This is a genomic window from Paracoccus aerius (assembly GCF_014656455.1).
Classification (GTDB): Bacteria; Pseudomonadota; Alphaproteobacteria; order Rhodobacterales; family Rhodobacteraceae; genus Paracoccus; species Paracoccus aerius.
The window spans coordinates 133,167-152,036 of record NZ_BNCL01000008.1 but is presented as its reverse complement, the minus strand read 5'-3'; the positions used below and the strand labels follow the sequence as shown (position 1 = coordinate 152,036).

The window sequence follows — 18,870 nt, the reverse complement described above, 5'->3', positions numbered from 1 at the left end:
CGGCTTCATGGCCGGGTCTTGCGATCCAGCACCGTCCGCAGGATGCCGAAACCCACCGCGCAGGCGATCGCGGCGGCGCCGGCGCGCAGGCGGGCAGGGCGATAGGCGGCGACATGGGGACGTGCCTCATCGCCGAAGCTGCCCGAGGCGCCGTAATCGCGGTCGGCGTCCATCGGGGCGAAGAGGTTGTCGGGGCGGGGAGTTGCTGCCTCGTCCGTCTGCTGGCCGGAATATCCCTGGCTGGACAGGATCCGGTCCACAAGGGCAGGGGCCGCGGCATCGCCCAGGATCGCCTTGACCGCCGATCCGGCAAGCCAGACCTCTCGCGGGGCGTCAAGCGATGCGCGATAAACGGCGCGGGCAATGGCTTCGGGGCTGTGGATCGGCGGCACGGGCTGGGCCTTTCGGGGCATCTTGTTGCGCGCCCAGTCGAACTGCGGGGTGTTGACGGCGGGCAGGTGGATCTCGGTCAGGCGGATCGGACTGTTCTCGTGCAGAAGCTCGGTCCGCAGGGAATCCATGAAGCCGCGCGTGGCGAACTTGGCCGCGCAATAGGGCGCCTGCAGCGGGATTCCGCGATAGGCCAGGGCGGATCCGATGCTGACGATGGTGCCGTGACCCTGCGGGCGCATGTGGCGCAGGGCTGCCTGTGCGCCGAAGACCTGGCCCAGATAGGTGACGGCGGTCACGCGCTGGAACTCGTCCGGCGTGACCTGGGACACCGGGGCCAGCACGGTGGCCATCGCGGCGTTGATCCACAGGTCGATCCGGCCCCAGCGGTCCATCACCGCCCGGGCCGCATCGTCAAGCGCCGCCGCATCGGCGACATCGGCGGGCAGGACCATGGCCTCGCCCCCCGCCGCGTCCACATCGGCCCGCGCGCCTTCTAGGCCCGCCCGGCCGCGCGCGATCAGCCCGATGCGCCAGCCCCGTGCCGCGAACTGTTGCGCCACCGCCCGGCCGACCCCGGCCGAGGCGCCCGTGATGACCGCGACGCGCGGTGCTTCGCTGATGTCCTTCATGGCCTTTTCCTTTCCTGCGCTGCGGTCCCAACGCATCGGCGGGGCAGGGGTTCGCCCGCCGGTGAACCGACAGGGCCGCCGTGACGTTCGACCGGCAAGGCCGTGCCGGGCGCATGGCCGCCGCCCTGATCGAAAGGAACCCGGATGGATATCAGCCGCACAGGCGATGTCTGGTGGAAGAACGCCGTGTTCTACTGCCTTGATGTCGAGACCTTCCAGGACAGCAACGGCGACGGCATCGGCGATTTTGCCGGGCTGACCCGCCGCATCGACCACCTGGCCCGCCTGGGCGTCACCTGCATCTGGCTGATGCCCTTCTATCCGACCGCGAACCAGGACGACGGCTATGACATCACCGACTATTACGGCGTCGACCCCCGGCTGGGGACGCTGGGCGACCTGGCCGTCTTTCTGCGCACGGCAAAGGACCGGGGCATCCGGGTGATCGCGGATCTGGTGGTCAACCATACCTCGGACCAGCATCCCTGGTTCCGGTCGGCGGCTTCCGACCGCGGTTCGCCTTATCGCGACTGGTATGTCTGGCGCGACGAGATCCCGCCGGGCGGTCCCAAGGATCTGGTCTTTCCCGACCAGGAAGACAGCAACTGGGAATGGCACGAGCAAAGCGGCCAGTATTACCTGCACCGCTTTTATCGCCACCAGCCCGACCTGAACATCTCGAACCCCCTGGTGCGCGAGGAGATCCACAAGATCGTGGGCTTCTGGCTGCAGCTTGGCCTGTCGGGGTTCCGGGTCGATGCCGTGCCGTTCCTGCTGGAAACCCAGGGGCTGGACACGCCGCCGGAACTGGATCTGCACGACTGGCTGCGCGACCTGCGCAGCTTCGTTCAGCGCCGCTGCGGCGATGCCGTCCTGCTGGGAGAGGTGAACCTGCCCTATCAGGAGGTCCGCCGCTTCTATGGCGACGAAGGCGGGGGCGAGCTGAACATGTGCCTGGACTTCAACATGAACCAGGCCCTCGCCCTGGCCCTGGTGCGCGAGGATGCGGGACCGCTGGTCCATTCGCTGCGCGCCATGCCCGAGCTGCACCCCGACGACGGCTGGGCGCATTTCGCGCGCAACCACGACGAATGGTCGCTGGACAAGCTGACCGAGGCCGAGCGCCAGCAGGTGTTCCGCGCCTTCGGCCCCGACGAGGAGATGCAGCTTTACGGTCGCGGGCTGCGCCGCCGCATCCCCACCATGCTCAAGGGCAATGCCGACCGCATCCGGCTGGTCTACAGCATCGTCTTTGCCCTGCCAGGCGCCCCCGTCCTGTTCTATGGCGAGGAGATCGGCATGGCCGAGAACCTGGACATCCCCGGCCGGCAAAGCGTGCGCAGCCCGATGCAATGGGCGGACCGCCCCAATGGCGGCTTTTCCACGGCGCCCGAGGACCGGCTGTCGCGGCCCCTGGTCTCGGGCAACCGGTGGGGCCCGAAGGGCGTCAATGTCGAGGCGCAGGAACACGACCCGCAGTCGCTGCTCAACTGGCTGGAGCGCCTGGTCCGCCGCCGCCGCGAGATGCCCGAGGTGGCTTTCGGCCAGTGGAGCTTCATCCCCTTCCCCGATGCCGAGATCTTTGCCCTGCGCTACGACTGGGGCGACCGGACGGTGCTGCTTCTGCACAATCTGGGCAAGAAGGCCTGCGCCTCGCAATCCCGGCTGGACGATGCGCAGTCGCTGGGCGAACTGGCGACCATCCAGGGCCAGGGGCGCCTCGATCTGGCCGGGGACGGCACCGTCACCGTCGAACTGCCCGCCTATGGGGCATTGTGGCTTCGGGCGCACCGGGCATGAAACCTCGGGCCGGGTCGCCGCAATGGGCGAGGGGGTCGAGGGCCTGTCGGTCGAGGACAAGGTGGTGGTCCGCCCCCTGCATCCTTGCGGCGATTGCCCGGCCTGCAGGGCGGGCAACAGCCATATCTGCCACAACCTCAAGTTCCTGGGCCTCGATACCGACGGCGCGATGCAAAGCCGCTGGATCGTTCCCGCCTTCACGCTGCACCGCCTGCCGCCGGACATGGCCCTGGACGTGGCGGCCATGGTCGAGCCGCTGGCGGTCGCGGTCCATGACGTGCGCCGCGCCCGCCTGGCGCGAGGCGAAACCGCGCTTGTGATCGGCGGCGGCCCCATCGGGATGCTGATCGCGATGGTGGCCCAGGCCGAGGGCGCGCGCGTCCTGTTGTCCCGAGATCAACGAGAGCCGCATGGCGATGGCCGACGCCCTGGGCTTCGAGGGGCTGAACCCGCGCAACCTGGATGTGGCGCAGGCCGTGCTGGATCGCACGGGGGGCGCGGGCGCGGATGTCGTCTTCGAGGTTTCGGGCACGCAGCCGGGCGTCGACCTGATGACCGATGCCGCCGCCGCGCGGGGCCGGATCGTGATGGTCGCCATCCACGCCAAGAAGCCGCAGGTGGATTTGTTCCGCTTCTTCTGGCGCGAGATCGAGATGCTGGGCGCCCGCGTCTACGAGGCGCAAGATTACGACCGCGCCATCGCGATGATCGCCGAAGGCCTGCCGGTCGGGCGGCTGATCACCGACCGCCATCCGCTGTCGGGCGTGCAGGCGGCATTCGACGCGCTGAACGGCAATGCGACGGCCATGAAGTCCCTGATCCAGATCGGGGATGCGGCATGAGCATGTTCGACCTTTCGGGAAAGATCGCGCTTGTCACCGGCGCGCGACGCGGCATCGGCGCGGGCATGGCCCTTGCCCTGGCCGAGGCGGGTGCCGACATCATCGGCGCCTCGGCCAGCATGGAGGCGGATGGCGGCGAGGTCGGGGACAAGATCCGCGCCCTTGGCCGCAGCTTCGAGGGCCATGCGGTCGATTTTTCGGACCGCGCCGCGCTGAAGGCCTTTGCCGCCGCGATGGAGGCCCGCCCCATCGACATCCTTGTCAACAATGCCGGCACCATCAAGCGGATGCCCGCCGCTGATCACCCCGAGGACTGGTGGGACGAGGTGATCGAAACCAACCTGACCGCGCAGTTCCTTCTGACCCAGGCGGTGGGCCGGGGGATGCTGGCACGCGGCCGGGGCGGCAAGGTGATCTTCACCGCCTCGCTTCTGACCTTCCAGGGGGGCATCAACGTGCCGGGATACGCCGCCTCGAAGGGCGGGATCGGGCAGTTGACCATGGCATTCGCCAATGAATGGGCGGGGCTGGACATCCAGGTGAACGCCATTGCGCCGGGTTATATCGCCACCGACAACACCCAGGCCCTTCGCGCCGATCCCCACCATTCTGCATCGATCCTGGGGCGCATTCCCGCCGGCCGCTGGGGCACGCCCGCCGATTTCGCTGGGCCGGTCGTGTTCCTGGCCAGCGCGGCGTCAGAATATGCGTCGGGCGCGATCCTGACGGTGGACGGCGGCTGGATGGGACGGTGAAGCCTCGCCTCCGCAAGGGGGTGGTGCCGCCCGGCCGGACCTAGAGGCCCGAGCGGGTGACATCCAGCAGGCCCGCCCGGCGAAGGGTCGTGACCGGGTATTCGGGGCTTGCCATCAGCGGCAGGCTGAAGTCCGGTTCCACCTGCCTCAGCGTCTCGATCGCCGCTGCCGCGCCCGCGACATCGCCGCGCTTGAAGCGCAGCGCGGCCAGGATGCGGAGGGCGGGGCGGCAATCGGGCGCATGGGACAGGGCGATGGCCGCGCTTTCCTCGGCATCGGCAAGCCGGCCCAGCCGGATCTGGGCCACCGCCATGCGCAGGCGCCAGCTTGGCTGGCCCAGGGCCGCGATCGGCCCGAAGCCCACCCGCGCGACCGCCGCAAAGGCATCGCCGTCGCGGCCCGCATCGGTCAGCGCCTGCGACAGCGCAAGATGCGCCAGGTCGTGGCCGGGCGCCACCCGGCAGGCCAGGCGCGCAAGATCCAGGGCGGCCGAGACTTCGCCTTTCCAGGACTTCATCAATGCGGCGATGGACAGGACGATCGGGTCGCCCGGCGCCATGGCGCAGGCCTGCCGCGACAGATCCTCGGCCTCACCGAAGGCTTCGTGCGCATCGGGGGCCTGCCGTTCGATGATCAGCGTATAGCGCAGAAAGGCCCGCAACGCCTGTGGCACGGGGCCGTCGAACCGTTTCAGCCGATGGTCCGCCGAAAGAAGCCTCGAGCGGGTGAAGCTGAACAGATCCTCGTGGGGATACAGCGCCTCGGATCCGGGCATCAACTGGCGGGCGGCCTGGATCAGGGTCAGGGTGACGCAGGCGCTGACCCGGCGCAGGCTGGCTTCCAAGGGCGACAGGGAATAATGCTGCGCCCAAAGCTGGGCGCCGGTCTTGTGATTGCGCAGCACCATCAGCAGCAGCGCGCAATTGTCGGGCCGGGCCACGGCAAGCGATTCGATGCGCAGGCCGGTCAGGCAATCCGCCGCCTGGACCACCCGCGTCGGAAGAAGGGCGGCGGCGCGGGCCGAGGCTTCCTCCAGCACGCAACCAGCCAGTAGCTGCGCCGAGGGCGCGTCGCCCTTGGGCTCGGTCAGGACCAGCAGCGGCACATTGGGTTCGGGGACGCGATCCTCCAGCGACAAGCGCATGTCGCGCAGCCAGTCCTCGAACTCGGGGTCGCGGATATTAAGCCCTTCCGCGAACTCGACCGGCTGCCCGGTGGGGCCGGTCATCGGCCGCAGGTCGACTGCGACCGCCGCCGGGTCCAGGCCGATCCAGCCGTTGCCCGCCAGCAGCCCGTCGCCCAGGGCCTGGCGAAGTTCCCGGATGGCCTGGCGCAGGCTTGCCGCGCCCTGGGCCGGGGGGCTTTGGCTCCACAGGCGATCCTGGACCTGGCTTCGCGGCATCCGCAGATCGGGGGCCGTGCCCAGCAGGGCCAGCATCCCGCACGCCTTGCGCCCCGTCGGGGTCCGGTCATTCCCTTCGGGTCCGGTCAGGCGGACCGGCCCGATCAGGCGTAGTCGAAGACGCATGGATCAGCCCCGGCAGAAGCGGTTTGTTATGTTACCATACGTAAACGAATCGAGAGTCGTCTTTTTTTACCGAGTTTCGGCGGGGGATCCATGTCGCTGGTGAACGCCCACAATGCGCACAACGCGCATAATGCCCACAACGCCCATAATGCGCACAATGCCCATAACGCCCATGCCGGATCCGGCGGCGCATCGGGGGTCGATCCCGGGACGCTGGCGCAAGCCCTGATCGTCGCGCACGATGCCCTTGCCCCGATGGGCGAGGTTAAGGTGCATGAACCGCAAGCGCCCACGCTGGATCACGCAGCACGCCTGCGGCGGATCGAGTTTCCCTTTGCCGTATCCGCCCTTCTGTCGGAACTGGGCGAGGGGCTGACGGTCACGGCAGGGCCGGACGCCTTTGCCATTTCCGCCCGGGGGGGCGATCTGGTCAGGATCACGCCCCCGACCCCGGACAACCTGAAGTCCGAGGCGCAGCTTGTGGCGGGCTACGCCGAATTGCGGGCCGAGCGTCTGACCGAGGTGCTGGCGCAATCCCAGCATATCCATCCCTTCTTCTCGGCGGTTCTTCCGATGGTGCCGGCCTGGACGCCCAGCCTTGTGCTGCTGATCGCCGTGACCGAGGAACTGGCCACCGCGATGGTCCAGCGTGCCAAGCTGGGCTTCGGCCTGCCGCGGCCCCATGTGCTGTCGCCCGACATCCTGCCGATGATCGCCTGCCCCGGCCATTCCTCGTTTCCCAGCGGCCATGCCGCCCAGTCCTTTGCCGTGGCCGGGGTGCTGTCGGCCCTGACGGGGAAGACCTCGCCCGACATCAACAACCCCCTGGACCAGATGGCCGCGCGGATCGCCGTCAACCGCACGGTCGCGGGCCTGCATTACCCCTGCGACAGCGCCGCCGGCGCTGTTCTGGGCATTGCCGTCGCCCGCTGGGTGCTGGCCCGCGCAGGCGCTGCATCCGGGGCCGGTCAGGTCAGCCTGGACGCGGAGGGATGGGTCGGGGACGCACCCGACGCAACCCGCGACTTCCACCTTCCGGCGCTTTTGAAGGTTTGGGATGCCAAGCACCACCTGAAGCAGGGCAAAACGCTGCAGGTCGGGAAGGCGCCCATGCTGGCCTCGCTTTGGACCGAAGTGACACGCGAATGGGGGGAAAGATGGGGCTGACATTCTCCAGGGAGACAGAAACAGAATCCCCCGGGTTCGACGACGAGGCCTGGCCCCTGCTGCACGAGCTGATCCCGGACGGACCGACAATCATGGGGAAAACAGGTCAGAAGGAGATCGAGGACGCCCTGGAAGCCCTGAACAAGGCGGCGTTCGGGCCATGAGCGACCGACCGACCCTGCAGGACTTCGCCCCTGTCCGGGACAATCTTCCCATGCTGGTTCCCCCGGCGGCGCTTGTCGGACCCGATGTCCCGCCTGCCGGGGGAACGGCTTTCCTGCACGCGAAGGCCCGGCCGTCAAACACCGCCAAGACAGCGATCATCGCCGTGATCGACCATGCGATCCCCTTTGCGCATCCGTTGTTCACCACATCCAGCGGCCACAGCCGCTTTGCGTCGATCTGGCTGATGGAAGCTGCGGCGACCGAAAGGCGGGTGGATATCGCCTTCGGGCGGGAATTGCGCGGGCCTGACATCCACGCCATGCGGGCGGAGGGCGATCCGGGCGCGGCCTACCGGGCCTGCGGATTGGCGTCGCCCGGGCGCTGCATGTCGATGGCCCATGCCGACAGCCACGGCGCGGCCGTCGCCGCATTGGCGGGTGGGTTCCTGCCTTCCGATGACGCAGGCCGGCAATTCCCCCTTCTGGGCGTATCGCTGCCCCGAAGCGCCATGGCCGAGACCTCGGGAAGCCTGGCCGCGTTCTTCATCCAAAGCGCCCTGGTCTTCATCATCGCGCGCGCCAGGGCCCTTGCAAGGGAAATTTCGGCAGGTTCGGGAAAGCACAAGCCTGCGCTTGTGGTCAACCTGTCGCTGGGCGTCACCGCGGGGCCGCAGGACGGCAGCGGACCCTTGGCGCGCTTGCTGGACGACATCGGCAAGATGGCCTTCCCGGAACTGGGGGGCGTCCATTTCGTCCTTCCCACCGGGAACCACCGTCAGGATTGCCTGCGCGCGCATCTGAAAAGCGGGGACAGGATCGGCTGGAACATTCCCCCCGCCGATCCCACGCCCAACGCCATCGAGATCTGGTCCGCGCCGTCAGAGCCAGTCCCGCTGCTGAAAATCGAGACACCCTCGGGGGAGCAGTTGGAGGTGCCGCTGACCACGTCGGGCGCGGGCTCCATCGTGGAGGGCAATCGCAGGTCCATCGGTCGTGTCGTGCTGCAGCGGCGGGGCGGGGATGCGGGGCGCATCTGCCAGACCGTGATCCTGCACCCGACCCTGCCGGCCGGCCCGGACGCCCCCTGGTCCCCGCCGGGCCTGTGGTGTCTGCGCCTGGAAAGCGCAGGCAAATCCGGCTGCGACCTGGTGATCCATCGCGATGACCGCCTCCCGGGCTTCCGGACCCAGGGGCGGCAGTCCCGCCTGGTTGATCCGACCTATGCCCGCCGCACCGACGACGGACGCTGGCCCGGCAAGGACGACGGTTCGTCGATGATCCGCCGCGACGGCACCGTCAGCGCCTATGCCCGAGGAACCCGTCCCATCCGCGTGGGTGCAGGCCTTGCCCGCCCCGCCGGGCGAATCAGCCCCTACTCCGGGCTGCTGCCAGACGGCCTTGCAGGGGATGTCGTCGCCCCTGCAGATGCCAGCCCGTCCCGAACCGGCATGATCGTCCCTTCTATCACCCCGGCAGGCCGCCAGAGGCTGAGCGGAACAAGCCTTGCCGCGCCGCAGGTGGCCCGCTGGCTTGCCGGCAGGCTGTCCGCCGGCGATGCCGTCCCCGACCGCGGCGCGCTGCGCGACATGATAAAGGGCAGGGCCGAGGATGGCACGCCCTTGCTGCCCTTGGACAGGCTGCCCTGGCAACCCGGTCTCTCACCGCGGGCCGAGGAAGATGCACCCGGCACGCCACCGTCCGCGCCACTTCCTTCAGAATGACGCAGGATCTGCGGTGACCGGGGAAAGGATCCGGCAGCCGTCCCGGCTGGCAGGAAACAAGCATTTGTGACCGTCGATCTTGCCTAAGCGGGATCGCCGGCCTGTTTCGGCCCTTCGGCGTCCGGTGCCGGCATGGGGTCCACGCCCGCGGGATGGCTTGAACTTTCGCGCCGCGGCGGCTTTCCTGCGCCCTCGGGCCGTGGTCGTGCCCGGCGAAAGGAACGGGGACATGAGGAGCCAGGACGATTTCCGCTCGGACACGGTGACGCGGCCGGATGCGGCGATGCGGGCGGCGATGGCTTCGGCCGAGGTGGGCGATGCGGTCTATGAGGATTGCCCGACCACCCGCAGGCTGGAGGCGATGGCGGCGGAACGCCTGGGCAAAGAGGCGGCGCTGTTCTTTCCCACCGGAACGCAGTCGAACCTGGCCGCGCTGATGGCCCATTGCGGTCGCGGGGACGAATACTTGGTCGGACACACGGCCCATACCTTTCTGTACGAAGGGGGCGGCGCGGCGGTGCTGGGATCGATCCAGCCCCAGCCCTTGCCGAACGAGGCCGACGGCACCATCGCCCTGGCCGCCATCGAGGCCGCGATCAAGCCCGACGATTTCCACCATGCCAGAACCCGGCTTCTGACCCTTGAGAACACGTTCGGCGGCCTTGTGCTTGACCCGGACTATCTGGACGCCGCGACCGGGCTGGCGCGGCGCCACGGCCTGGCCACGCACCTGGACGGCGCGCGGCTGATGAATGCCGCGGTGGCCACGGGCTGCGCGCCCGACGCGCTTGTTGGGGGCTTCGATACCGTGTCCCTGTGCCTGTCCAAGGGGCTGGGCGCGCCCGTCGGATCGGTCCTGGCCGGGCCGGCGGATGTGATCGCCTCGGCCCGCAGGCTGCGCAAGATGCTGGGCGGCGGGATGCGGCAGACGGGCATCCTGGCCGCAGCGGCGATCCATGCGCTTGACCATAATGTCGCGCGGCTGGCGGATGACCATGCCCTTGCGGCGCGTCTTGCGGATGTGCTTGCGGCCTTTCCCGAACTGGGCTCGGGTCCGGCGCGAACCAACATGGTCTTCATGACCCCCGTCGGCACGGATGTCGACAGCTTCCGGCAGTTCCTGGCGGATCGCGGTATTGTCGTGGGCGGACGCTATGGCAGCCTGCGGTGGGTGACGCATCTTGATGTCGATGACGCCGCGGTCGATCGGGTGAAGGCGGCCTGCGAGGCCTATTTCTCGCACCCGCGGCGCAGCTAGGGCGCCAGCCTTCATCTTCCCGGCGTCCTGGCCGGGAAGCCCGCCGCGGGAAAAGGCCAAGGCGTCTGGAACACCCGAGGTCCTGGCCGGTTTCGCAGATCCTGCGGCGGAAGATGGGCGGCATCATGTCTTCGACCACCACGATGTCCTCGTCCGGCGCCCCTGCCGAGGTCTTCCTGCGCCATGTCGAGCAGTTCAGCTATCGCCGGAATAGGTCGGACCGGGCAAGGGCCCTGACCAACGTGACCTTCTTCGCGGGGGCGGGCTTTTCGAAGGCCTGGGATTCAAAGGCGCCCATAGGGTGCGAGCTGTTCACGCTGGACACCAAGCTGATCCGGGACGTGGCGGATGCGGGCAGCCTGGCGCGGATGTTCGGGCTGGACGCATCGGACAGGATCACGCCCGAGACCCTGAGGCAGATCGTCTACCAGCTGGACATGTATGACCGCTTTCCCGATGTGCGGCCGCGCTATCTTGACGAACAGAACCTGCGGATGTTCCGCGGCGCGCTGCGGGCCGCCGTGCTGGACCGCTATGACCGGGCGACGCGTCTGAACTATTTCGACGGGGCGGCGGGAAGGTTTCCCCTGGTGTCACCGTCGGCCCGCCAACGGGACATCATGGCCTTTTTCCGGCACCTGCGCCTCGGCTCGGTGCCCGAGGATCCGTGGGAAGGGGTGCGGACCCATTTCATCACCACGAACTATGACTATGTGATCGAAACGATCCTGGACAACCTGACCCCCGATGCCCCGCGGCTGTTCTTCCACACCTATCGCGGCTTCACCCCGGTGCAGATCGCGGGCGGCCCCGGCTTCGCGCCTGTCCACGAACACTGGCAGGTGCAGCACCTGCTGAAGATCAACGGCGGCTTCGAGATCCTGCGCCGGGGCCATGGCTATGTGCTGGATTATGGCAAGCGCGATGCCAGGGCGATCATGGCCGATCTGCCGGTGGTGACGCTGGCCTCGCGCGAACAGGATTACTCGGATCCCTATTTCGCGATGGTCTTTCCCAAGGTGGTCCGGCTGATGCGGGATTCGACGATCCTGGTGATCGTGGGATACAGCCTGCCTTCGGACGACGCGCTGATCCGGTTCTTCCTGCGCCAGTTCGCCGAGGAACCCGAGGACGGCCTTGGCAAGGTGATCTTCTATCTGGGGCCCGGCGATGCCGAGGAAAAGCGCCAGACCATCGCCGAGGTCTTTCCGGCGATGGAGCGGATGGAGGCCCCGCAGCTTGTCACCTATGATTCAGGCTTCGACCAGTTCGCGCAGGAATGCCTGGATCTTCTGGGCCGCCGCGGATGACGGCCCGGCGCCCCGCCGGCGCTGTCAAGCCCGGCCTGCGCGGCCCTGATGCCGCTAGTCGTCCCGGCGGCCTTCCAGCTTGACGGGCGACATGATCGCTTCGTCCGCCTCGTCCGGGCCGCCCTCCGTGCCACCTTCGCCCGCCTCGATGATGCGGCCGTCGGCGGGGCTGAGATTGTCGGAAAGCTCCTCGGCCGGAAACTCCTCCAGGGGCTGGTCCTGGGCCTCGGGAAAGGCGTCCTCGACCGAGCCGTCGCCGCGTTTCATGCTGCCGGGCGAGCGCTTGCCATGCGGGTGGTCGATGTCGTTGGGTCCGCCCGGACGTTCGTCCTGATGCGAGATCTGGTGAATCTGTTCGGGATCTTCCATGTCAGCCTCTTCGCCGTGAAGGGGGAAAACGATGCAGCCAGGAAATGGTTCCGGGGATGCCGCGGGGCGCGGGGACGACCCTGCGGTCCCCGCCCGGACCCAGTCCGGGGGACCGGACAAGGTCCCCCTGCCGGCCGTCAGCTGCTGCGGTGGAACCAACGGATCTGGGTCGAGGCATTGGCCGGCGTCGGCGGGCCTGCAAGCGGCTTGCCCGTTGAGGAAATGGCCATGTATTCAAGCCCCGCCCCATCGTTCAGCCAATCCGCCGCCCGCTGGCTGCACAACTGGACCGCCGCATCGACCACCAGGCGGAACCCGGCGGGCTTGCGCATCCGCCCCACGTCCTTGAATCGGACGGGGATCATCACGTCGTCATAGCCGGTCATGAACATGAAGGGGATGTTCCTGGCCTTCAGCGCATCCGCAACGTTGAACCGCGCCCCGTTCCCCAGGTTGATGTCGATGATCGCGCAGGTGGGCGTCTGGCCCGCGATCAGATCCAGGGCCTGATCCTCGTGCGCGACCGGCCCAAGCAGACCGGCCCCGGCCTTGCGCAGAACCTCCTCGATCCCGATGGCAAGATGGAAATCATCCTCGACCACCAGGACCTTCACCCCGTGCAGCCTTGCTTCGTTGGCCATGCTCATGATCCTCCTGCGATGACGCTATCGGGCGCCGTCGCGTTTCTTCCAGATTGCCGTGGTGCCGCCGATGCGGCGGTCGAACAGAAAAGTCACAGGAACAACTTCACCAACCCCGAGCCTGCCACGACCCCCCCGATGCGCTTGTCCCGCGGCTTGCGGGCCGCGGGCATTCCGCAGGACGCACAGCTTCTGCTTGACGGCCGGGATGCAGGGCACTCGGGCGGCAGGCATGGCAGTTCCTGAAGCCTCCGCAACAACCGGCTGCGGCGCTTCATCTCGATCCTTGACTACGTCATGGATGAAACGGCGGGGGCGGGCTTATGTTCCACCAGTTGCTATTTGTTCACCCGCAGGCGGATCCGGCGATCCCTTTGAGGACAGTGCGTTCTGGCGGTCCGTCAGGTCCGCAGCCAGTCCGGCGCAAGCTGGATCCCGGCGGCCTCGGCCAAGGGCAGGACGCGCTGCAATTCCGCCATCAGCCCTGCCTGCCGGGCCAGTCCCATCCGCACCCCGGCCTCGGGCCAGAAGGCGCGCACCGATAGCACGCCCTTGTCACGCTTCGCGTCAATGCGGCCGATCAGCCGGTCCCCCTGCAGCACCGGGAACACGTAATAGCCAAAGCGCCGCTGCGGTTCAGGTACGAAGATCTCGATCCGGTAGTGGAAACCGAACAGCCGTTCGGCCCGCGCCCGGTCGCGCAGCGCCGGGTCAAAGGGCGACAGCAGCCGCACCCGCTGCGAGGGCGCGGGCAGCGCGGCCAGCCCGTTCAGGATCTGCGGCGTCGAGACGCAAGGCCTGCGCGATCCGTCGGCCATCTCGACCTCGACGGCGATGATCCGGCGGGCGGCCAGGGCTTCGGCGCACCACCGCCTGGCCTCGTCGCGGGTAGCGATGTCGAAGAAGGCCGCCAGTTCGCCGCTGGTGGCAAAGCCAAGCCGGTCAAGGGCTGCGGACATGGCCCAGTCAACGACATCGGGCGCGGCCATCGATGCATCACGATAGGGTGCCGGGATGACCCGTTCGGCCAGGTCATAGACCTTGCGGAACCCCACCCGATGGCTGATCGCCAGGCGGCCCGACCGCCACAGATATTCAAGCGCCGTCTTCGAGGGATGCCAGTCCCACCAGCCTCCCCCGCCGCGCGGCTCGTCCGGCGCCACCTCGGCGGCGCTTGCGGGGCCGTGATCGGCGATCCGTTGCAGGATCGCCCGTATCTCGCCTTCCCAGCCGGGGCGGCGGCAGGCGGGCCAGCGTTGCCGGATCCGCGCCTCGTCCCGGGCGAACTTCAACTGCCACATGGGATAGAACTGCATCGGCAGGACGGCGGCGTCATGGGTCCAATGCTCGAATGCCGCGCGGCGGCGGGAAACCAGATGGTCAAGCGCGCGGGGGCGGTAACGGGTCCGGCGCGACCACAGGATCAGGTCATGCGCCCGCGCCAGCGTGTTGACGCTGTCCACCTGGACAAATCCCAAGCCCCCCAGCACATCGCCCAGATCCGCGCCCGTGCCGGGGCCGGACCCTTGTCGCAGCAGCAGGTGGCGATCCAGGAACAGCCGGCGGGCATCGGTGTTCATCAGCAGGGGCGGGCTCATCGCGCCACCTTAGCCGCCCGCAGCGAAACCGCAATCGGCCCGGATGGGCTGGCGTGCCATGATCCCGGCCGGCCCGGCGATCGCCAGGCGCAACCGAGGAATGTGTCAGCCAAGCGCGGTTCGCCTTCTGCCATTGACTTTGCGCGCAAAGGCAACAGGGGCATGGAACTCGCGGCCGCGGATGAGGTTGATGATCCTGAAGGCCGTGTCCCCCTTGGCACCGGCCAGGCCTGCCGTGACCCTGCCGCTGCGTAACCTGCCAAACCCTTGCATTTAATTCACTTTACCGCCCTTTACCCTTGTGCGTATCAAGGGGCTGGTGGCCGACGCGGCCGCACGAGGACCATCTGGTGGACAATCTTCCTTCTGAGTTAGCGTTGTTGAATACTGGCGAGGTGATCCAGGCATCGGTTTTTCGCCTTTCGGCCGGGTGGGACGCGGTCCTGTCGCTGCCCGAACATGCCTCGGCAAGCGACCTGGCCATCATCCAGGGGCTTCTGGTCCTGCCGGACCAAGCCGATGCAGGCGGTGCGGTCCGCGCTGCTGTCGACCGCGGCCAGGCGTTCCGGCTGTCGCTGCGCATCCGGGGGACCGAGGCCCGCGACAGCCCGGCCTCGGTCGCCGCCGTTCCCGTTCCGGGACCGGACGGGGCCGCGGCGGAATGGCTTTGCACCCTGTCCCGCGATGCGGAGGAGGAATGGTCCGATCAGCAGGTCGCGGGGCTGGCGGAACGGCAGTCCTTTCTTCTGGCGCTGTCGGACGCGATCCGGGATCTGGGCGCGCCGCACGCCATCATGCACCACGCCGCCCGGACCCTTGGCCTGCGGCTTGACTGCGGCCGGGTGCGTTATGTCGATCTGGACCGGGCGCGGCTGACCTTTGCCGCCTCGGCCGAGTGGGCCAATGCGGACCGGGGGATCGATGCTGTCGCCGACCGCTTTTCCCTCAACCTGGTCGGCCAGGCCCTGATCCAGGACATCATGCGCGGCGGTGTCGTGTGGATCAAGGATGTCGTCACCGATCCCCGGACCCGCGAAAGCGCCGATTTCTTCCTGCAGTTCCAGGTTTCGTCCGGGATGGTCGTGCCCCTGATCAAGGACGGCGTCCTGATCGCCGCCCTGACCGTCCACCATCCCGAGCCGCGCCATTGGTCGCGCCATGAGATCGATCTTGCACGCGAGGTTGCGGAACGGACCTGGTCGGCGGTCCAGCAGGCCAAGGCGGAACTGGAATTGCAGCAAACCCAGGCCGAGCTTCGCCTTGCGCTTGAGGTGGCTGGGCTGGGGCATTGGCAGCTTGACCTTGAAACCTGCCAGCTTGACGCCTCGCACGAGATCAAGGCCCTGTTCGGCTGCGACCCGGGCGTCGCCATGTCGCAGCAGATGATGTCGGATGCCCTTCACCCCGACGACCGCGACGGTTTTCGCACGGCCCTGGGCCAGGCGATAGCCGAAAGGTCGGGCTTTGACATCACCGGCCGGTGCCTGGCCGGGGGCCGGATCCGCTGGATATCGCTGAAGGGCCGGTTCGATCCGGTCGACAACCACGCCGGACGGCTGGTGGGCGTCGGACGGGACATCACCTGCGACCGGGCCAGCGCCGAAGCCCGGCGCCTGGACGCCGAGCGTCTGCGCCTGATCATCGACAGTGCCAAGGACTATGCCATCCTGACCGCCGATGACGACGGGATCATCACAAGCTGGAACACCGGGGCCGAGCGCATCCTGGGCTTTTCCGAGGAAGAGGCCATCGGCCAGCACCTGCGGATCTTCTTTTCGGCCGAGGACAAGGCGGCCGGCCGCCCCGAGCATGAGATGGAAAAGGCCCGCCGCGAAGGCCGCGCCGAGGACTCCCGCTGGCACGCGCGCAAGGACGGATCGCTGTTCTGGGCCAGCGGCGAGATGGTCCCCGTCCAGGGCGAGGGGATCAGCGGCTTTCTGAAGATCTTCCGCGACCTGACCGAGCAACGCCGGGCCGAGGACCGGACCCGCCTGCTGATCGCCGAGCTGAACCACCGCGTCAAGAACACCCTTGGCATCGTGCAGTCGATCACGCACCAGTCGCTGCGGGGAACGGAACTGGACCCCGCCGCCAGGCGCGCGCTTGACGGCCGCCTTCAGGCGCTTTCGGCTTCCCATGACCTGCTGACACGGTCCCACTGGGAAGGCGCGTCCCTGGCGGATGTGGCGCAGGCCGCCCTGGCATCCGTGCAATCGACCGCGCGCGCCGATGTCGCCCTGTCGGGCGGGCCGGTGTCGCTCAGGCCCAAGGCCGCGGTCTCGCTGGGACTGGCGATCCATGAGCTTGCGGCCAATGCCGCAAGCCACGGCGCCTTCCGCGATCCCGCCGGACGGGTCGAGCTGTCCTGGGCCGCCACCGACGGAACCCTGTCCTTCCTTTGGCGCGAACAGACGCGGCTTGCGGTGGCACGGGAGCAAAGACGCGGGTTCGGCACGCGGTTTCTGGAAGATGCCGTGCCTTACGAACTGGGAGGATCCGCCCGGCTGGCCCTGTCGCCGGATGGCGTCGAATACCGGGCCGAGATCCCCTTGCAAGGAAACGCGGCATGAACGGGGACCAGGATTTCCTGCGGGCACTGGTCGTCGAGGACGAGGCCCTGATCGCCATGCATCTGGGCGGCCTTCTCGAGGAGATGGGCCTGGACGTGGTCGGTCCCTTCGCAAAGGCCGAACTGGCCTTGGACAGGCTGCAGCACATGGCCCCGGACGTGGCCGTGCTGGACGTGAACCTGGGAAGCGGCGGCACCAGCTTTCCCGTCGCCCGCGCCCTGATCGGTGCGGGCGTGCCCTTTGTGTTCCTGACCGGCTATGGCCAGGCGGGGGTCAGGGACGAGTTTCCGGGCGTCCCGGTCCTGACCAAGCCCGTGAACGAGATCGAACTGGGCCTGATGATCACGAAGCTTCTTCAGGCGGCAGCCTCGGATGAGGCTTCTGACGGGGCTCCTGACGGGCCGGCCGACGGAAAGGTGATGCGGTAGCAGGTTCCCGCGGCGGTGCTGCGGGTCATCCGGCCCTCGATCTGCTGGACGAAGGCCTCGACGATCTTCATGCCGGAACTGCGGGTGACGCCGTCGGATATGCCGATGCCGTCATCGCCCACGCGCAGCTCCGCCTCGCCACTGCCGGCGGACAGGCAGATCGAGATCGTGCCGCGCCGGTCATCGGGAAAGGCGTATTTCACGGCATTGGTGACAAGCTCGACCACCACCAGGGCCAGCGAGGTGGCCGTGTCGGCCCCCACCATCACGCCGTCCTGTGTCCTGAGGTCCAGCGAGATGTCCCGCTCGGCCGGGACAAGGGCGGGGCTGCGGCAAACCTGTTGCAGCAATTCGCCAAGATCCATCTGGTGCGCATTCGCCGCCTGGTACAGCACGTCATGGACATCGGCGATGGCCGCTACACGGGCTTTCAGCTCGTTCCCGTCCAGGCCGCCTTCCCGCCGCATCTGGATGCCGATCATGCTGTCGACAAGGGCCAGGTTGTTCTTCACCCGGTGGTTCAACTCGCGCATGAAGCGTTGATGCTGTTCGGCCTTGCGTTCGGCTTCCTGGCGAAGCCTTGCCTGTTCCTCATGCGCGCTGCGTTCCTTCAGGCTGCGCCGCACGAAGCCGCCAAGCACGAAGGAAAACAGCCCGCCCGCCGACAGCAGGATCCAGACCGGCACGGAACGCCAGAACCAGGACCACAGGATCAGGTCGCGCGCGATGCCGAACTGCGCGTAGATCGGAAGGTCATCGGTCTTGGAAAAGGCGTAAAGCCGCGTGGTCCCGTCCGTCACGGCCGTGGCGCTGTAATGGCCGGTGTTGCCTTGCGCCATTGCCAGCCGCGCCGGCGACGACGGGTCTAGGAACATCGGCCGTGTCGGCACGTGCCGGACCAGCAGCTTGCCGTCGTCGCGCAAAAGGGACGCGGATTCGCCGTCCCGCCGGGCAACGCTTCGCAGAAAGCCGCGGATCGCCTCGATGCTGACCGCCGACACGATGGCGCCCTGGAACGATCCGTGGCGGAACGGCTTGACCACGATCAGCGCATCCTGGCCCTGCGGCTGCAGCGTGATGCGGTCCAGGATCAGTGTGCTGCCTGCCCTGATCCCGTCCAGGTAATCGCGCCGCGAGGCGGTGCTGGACACGGGAAAGGCCCGGCTGGACGCCATCCAGGTGCCGTCAAGGCCGATCACCGCAAGGCCCAGCGTCATGCCCTGCCCCCCCTCGATCCGGGCCAGGAAGTCGTGGAACGCCCTGCTGGTCAGATAATCGGGGTCAGGCTGGGCATCGACATGGGCCAGGGCCGCGTCGTGAAGAACGGTCTGGGTCTGGACCAGGCGCTGCGTGTACTGGCGGACCAGGGCCACGTTTTCATGGGCCTGGTCGATGGCGCGCTGCCGTTCGTCCAGATAGGTGATCGTGCCCCACAAGACGCTGCCCAGCAGCGGAAGCAGCAGGCTTCCGATGCGCAGGATCGTGATGCTTTTCGCCTGGTGCAATGTCCGGTCCCGCAGCTTTCCGGTGGAAGAACAGTTTTCTACGCCTGATCTCGGCTCCGTAGCCGCACAGCCATATCACCACAAGATGACCTGTCTGCAAAGACATGTTGCTTTTTGTGAAGCCGCCACCGCCTGCGTTGAACGGCGCCTCCCTCGGCCTCCGTCGCGGTTGTCCGCACCGCCGCAATCCCC

Annotated in this window: 16 protein-coding genes and 1 pseudogene; 11 read left to right on the top strand and 6 right to left on the bottom strand. The window is 67.9% G+C overall.

The features are described from left to right. Nucleotides 1–5: 5 nt before the first annotated feature. Nucleotides 6–1,022, bottom strand: a complete 1,017-nt coding sequence (locus IE224_RS11475) for an SDR family oxidoreductase (protein WP_191310502.1) — start codon at nt 1,020–1,022, stop codon at nt 6–8. Between the two features lie 144 nt (nt 1,023–1,166). Between IE224_RS11475 and IE224_RS11470 the strand changes: the two genes are divergently transcribed. The 4 genes and pseudogenes from IE224_RS11470 to IE224_RS11460 all read left to right on the top strand — a co-directional run bounded on the left by IE224_RS11470 (nt 1,167) and on the right by IE224_RS11460 (nt 4,419). Continuing rightward, nucleotides 1,167–2,822, top strand: coding sequence for an alpha-amylase family protein (locus tag IE224_RS11470; RefSeq protein ID WP_191310499.1), 1,656 nt, complete (start codon nt 1,167–1,169; stop codon nt 2,820–2,822). Next, a pseudogene (locus tag IE224_RS21050) lies at nt 2,788–2,979 on the top strand (alcohol dehydrogenase catalytic domain-containing protein); the annotation flags it as partial. The gene IE224_RS11470 and the pseudogene IE224_RS21050, both read left to right, overlap by 35 nt. A gap of 253 nt (nt 2,980–3,232) precedes the next feature. Next, on the top strand, nt 3,233–3,664 hold the full coding sequence (locus IE224_RS21045) for a zinc-binding dehydrogenase (RefSeq protein WP_229849347.1): 432 nt from the start codon (nt 3,233–3,235) through the stop codon (nt 3,662–3,664). Further along, nucleotides 3,661–4,419 carry an SDR family NAD(P)-dependent oxidoreductase gene (locus IE224_RS11460; RefSeq protein ID WP_191310497.1) on the top strand — a complete coding sequence of 253 codons (759 nt, stop codon included), beginning with the start codon at nt 3,661–3,663 and terminating at the stop codon, nt 4,417–4,419. Before IE224_RS21045 ends, IE224_RS11460 begins: the two co-directional genes overlap by 4 nt. A 40-nt stretch (nt 4,420–4,459) precedes the next feature. Here IE224_RS11460 and IE224_RS11455 read toward each other — a convergent pair whose 3' ends face one another. Further along, nucleotides 4,460–5,947, bottom strand: a complete 1,488-nt coding sequence (locus tag IE224_RS11455) for an SARP family transcriptional regulator (protein WP_191310495.1) — start codon at nt 5,945–5,947, stop codon at nt 4,460–4,462. Nucleotides 5,948–6,037: 90 nt separating this feature from the next. Here IE224_RS11455 and IE224_RS11450 point away from each other — a divergent pair, with 90 nt between their 5' ends. The 5 genes from IE224_RS11450 to IE224_RS11430 all read left to right on the top strand — a co-directional run bounded on the left by IE224_RS11450 (nt 6,038) and on the right by IE224_RS11430 (nt 11,567). Continuing rightward, nucleotides 6,038–7,114, top strand: coding sequence for a phosphatase PAP2 family protein (locus tag IE224_RS11450; protein ID WP_191310494.1), 1,077 nt, complete (start codon nt 6,038–6,040; stop codon nt 7,112–7,114). Then, on the top strand, nt 7,105–7,278 hold the full coding sequence (locus IE224_RS11445; RefSeq protein WP_191310492.1) for a hypothetical protein: 174 nt from the start codon (nt 7,105–7,107) through the stop codon (nt 7,276–7,278). Before IE224_RS11450 ends, IE224_RS11445 begins: the two co-directional genes overlap by 10 nt. Next, a complete protein-coding gene (locus tag IE224_RS11440) occupies nt 7,275–8,999 on the top strand; it encodes a S8 family serine peptidase (RefSeq protein ID WP_191310490.1) in 1,725 nt (574 codons plus the stop codon). The genes IE224_RS11445 and IE224_RS11440 overlap by 4 nt, the downstream gene beginning before the upstream one ends. A 229-nt stretch (nt 9,000–9,228) precedes the next feature. Further along, nucleotides 9,229–10,257, top strand: coding sequence for a low-specificity L-threonine aldolase (gene ltaE, locus IE224_RS11435; protein WP_191310488.1), 1,029 nt, complete (start codon nt 9,229–9,231; stop codon nt 10,255–10,257). A gap of 125 nt (nt 10,258–10,382) precedes the next feature. Continuing rightward, nucleotides 10,383–11,567 carry an SIR2 family protein gene (locus IE224_RS11430; RefSeq protein WP_191310486.1) on the top strand — a complete coding sequence of 395 codons (1,185 nt, stop codon included), beginning with the start codon at nt 10,383–10,385 and terminating at the stop codon, nt 11,565–11,567. A gap of 54 nt (nt 11,568–11,621) precedes the next feature. On the opposite strand, the gene IE224_RS11425 is transcribed toward IE224_RS11430, so the two are convergent. The 3 genes from IE224_RS11425 to IE224_RS11415 form a co-directional block, all read right to left on the bottom strand. Beyond that, nucleotides 11,622–11,936 (bottom strand): hypothetical protein, encoded by a 315-nt coding sequence (locus IE224_RS11425; protein ID WP_191310485.1) that lies wholly within the window; start codon nt 11,934–11,936, stop codon nt 11,622–11,624. 137 nt (nt 11,937–12,073) lie between these two features. Next, the gene (locus IE224_RS11420; protein ID WP_191310483.1) at nt 12,074–12,583 is read right to left on the bottom strand and encodes a response regulator; all 510 of its coding nucleotides are present in this window, start codon (nt 12,581–12,583) and stop codon (nt 12,074–12,076) included. Between the two features lie 395 nt (nt 12,584–12,978). After that, nucleotides 12,979–14,175, bottom strand: a complete 1,197-nt coding sequence (locus IE224_RS11415; protein ID WP_191310481.1) for a winged helix-turn-helix domain-containing protein — start codon at nt 14,173–14,175, stop codon at nt 12,979–12,981. A 350-nt stretch (nt 14,176–14,525) separates the two neighbouring features. Here IE224_RS11415 and IE224_RS11410 point away from each other — a divergent pair, with 350 nt between their 5' ends. Continuing rightward, nucleotides 14,526–16,745, top strand: coding sequence for a PAS domain S-box protein (locus IE224_RS11410; RefSeq protein ID WP_191310480.1), 2,220 nt, complete (start codon nt 14,526–14,528; stop codon nt 16,743–16,745). Beyond that, nucleotides 16,742–17,173 (top strand): response regulator, encoded by a 432-nt coding sequence (locus tag IE224_RS11405; protein WP_191310478.1) that lies wholly within the window; start codon nt 16,742–16,744, stop codon nt 17,171–17,173. The genes IE224_RS11410 and IE224_RS11405 overlap by 4 nt, the downstream gene beginning before the upstream one ends. On the opposite strand, the gene IE224_RS11400 is transcribed toward IE224_RS11405, so the two are convergent. After that, the gene (locus tag IE224_RS11400) at nt 17,101–18,678 is read right to left on the bottom strand and encodes a sensor histidine kinase (RefSeq protein ID WP_191310476.1); all 1,578 of its coding nucleotides are present in this window, start codon (nt 18,676–18,678) and stop codon (nt 17,101–17,103) included. The two genes, IE224_RS11405 and IE224_RS11400, sit on opposite strands and share 73 nt — an antisense overlap. Nucleotides 18,679–18,870: the final 192 nt, after the last annotated feature.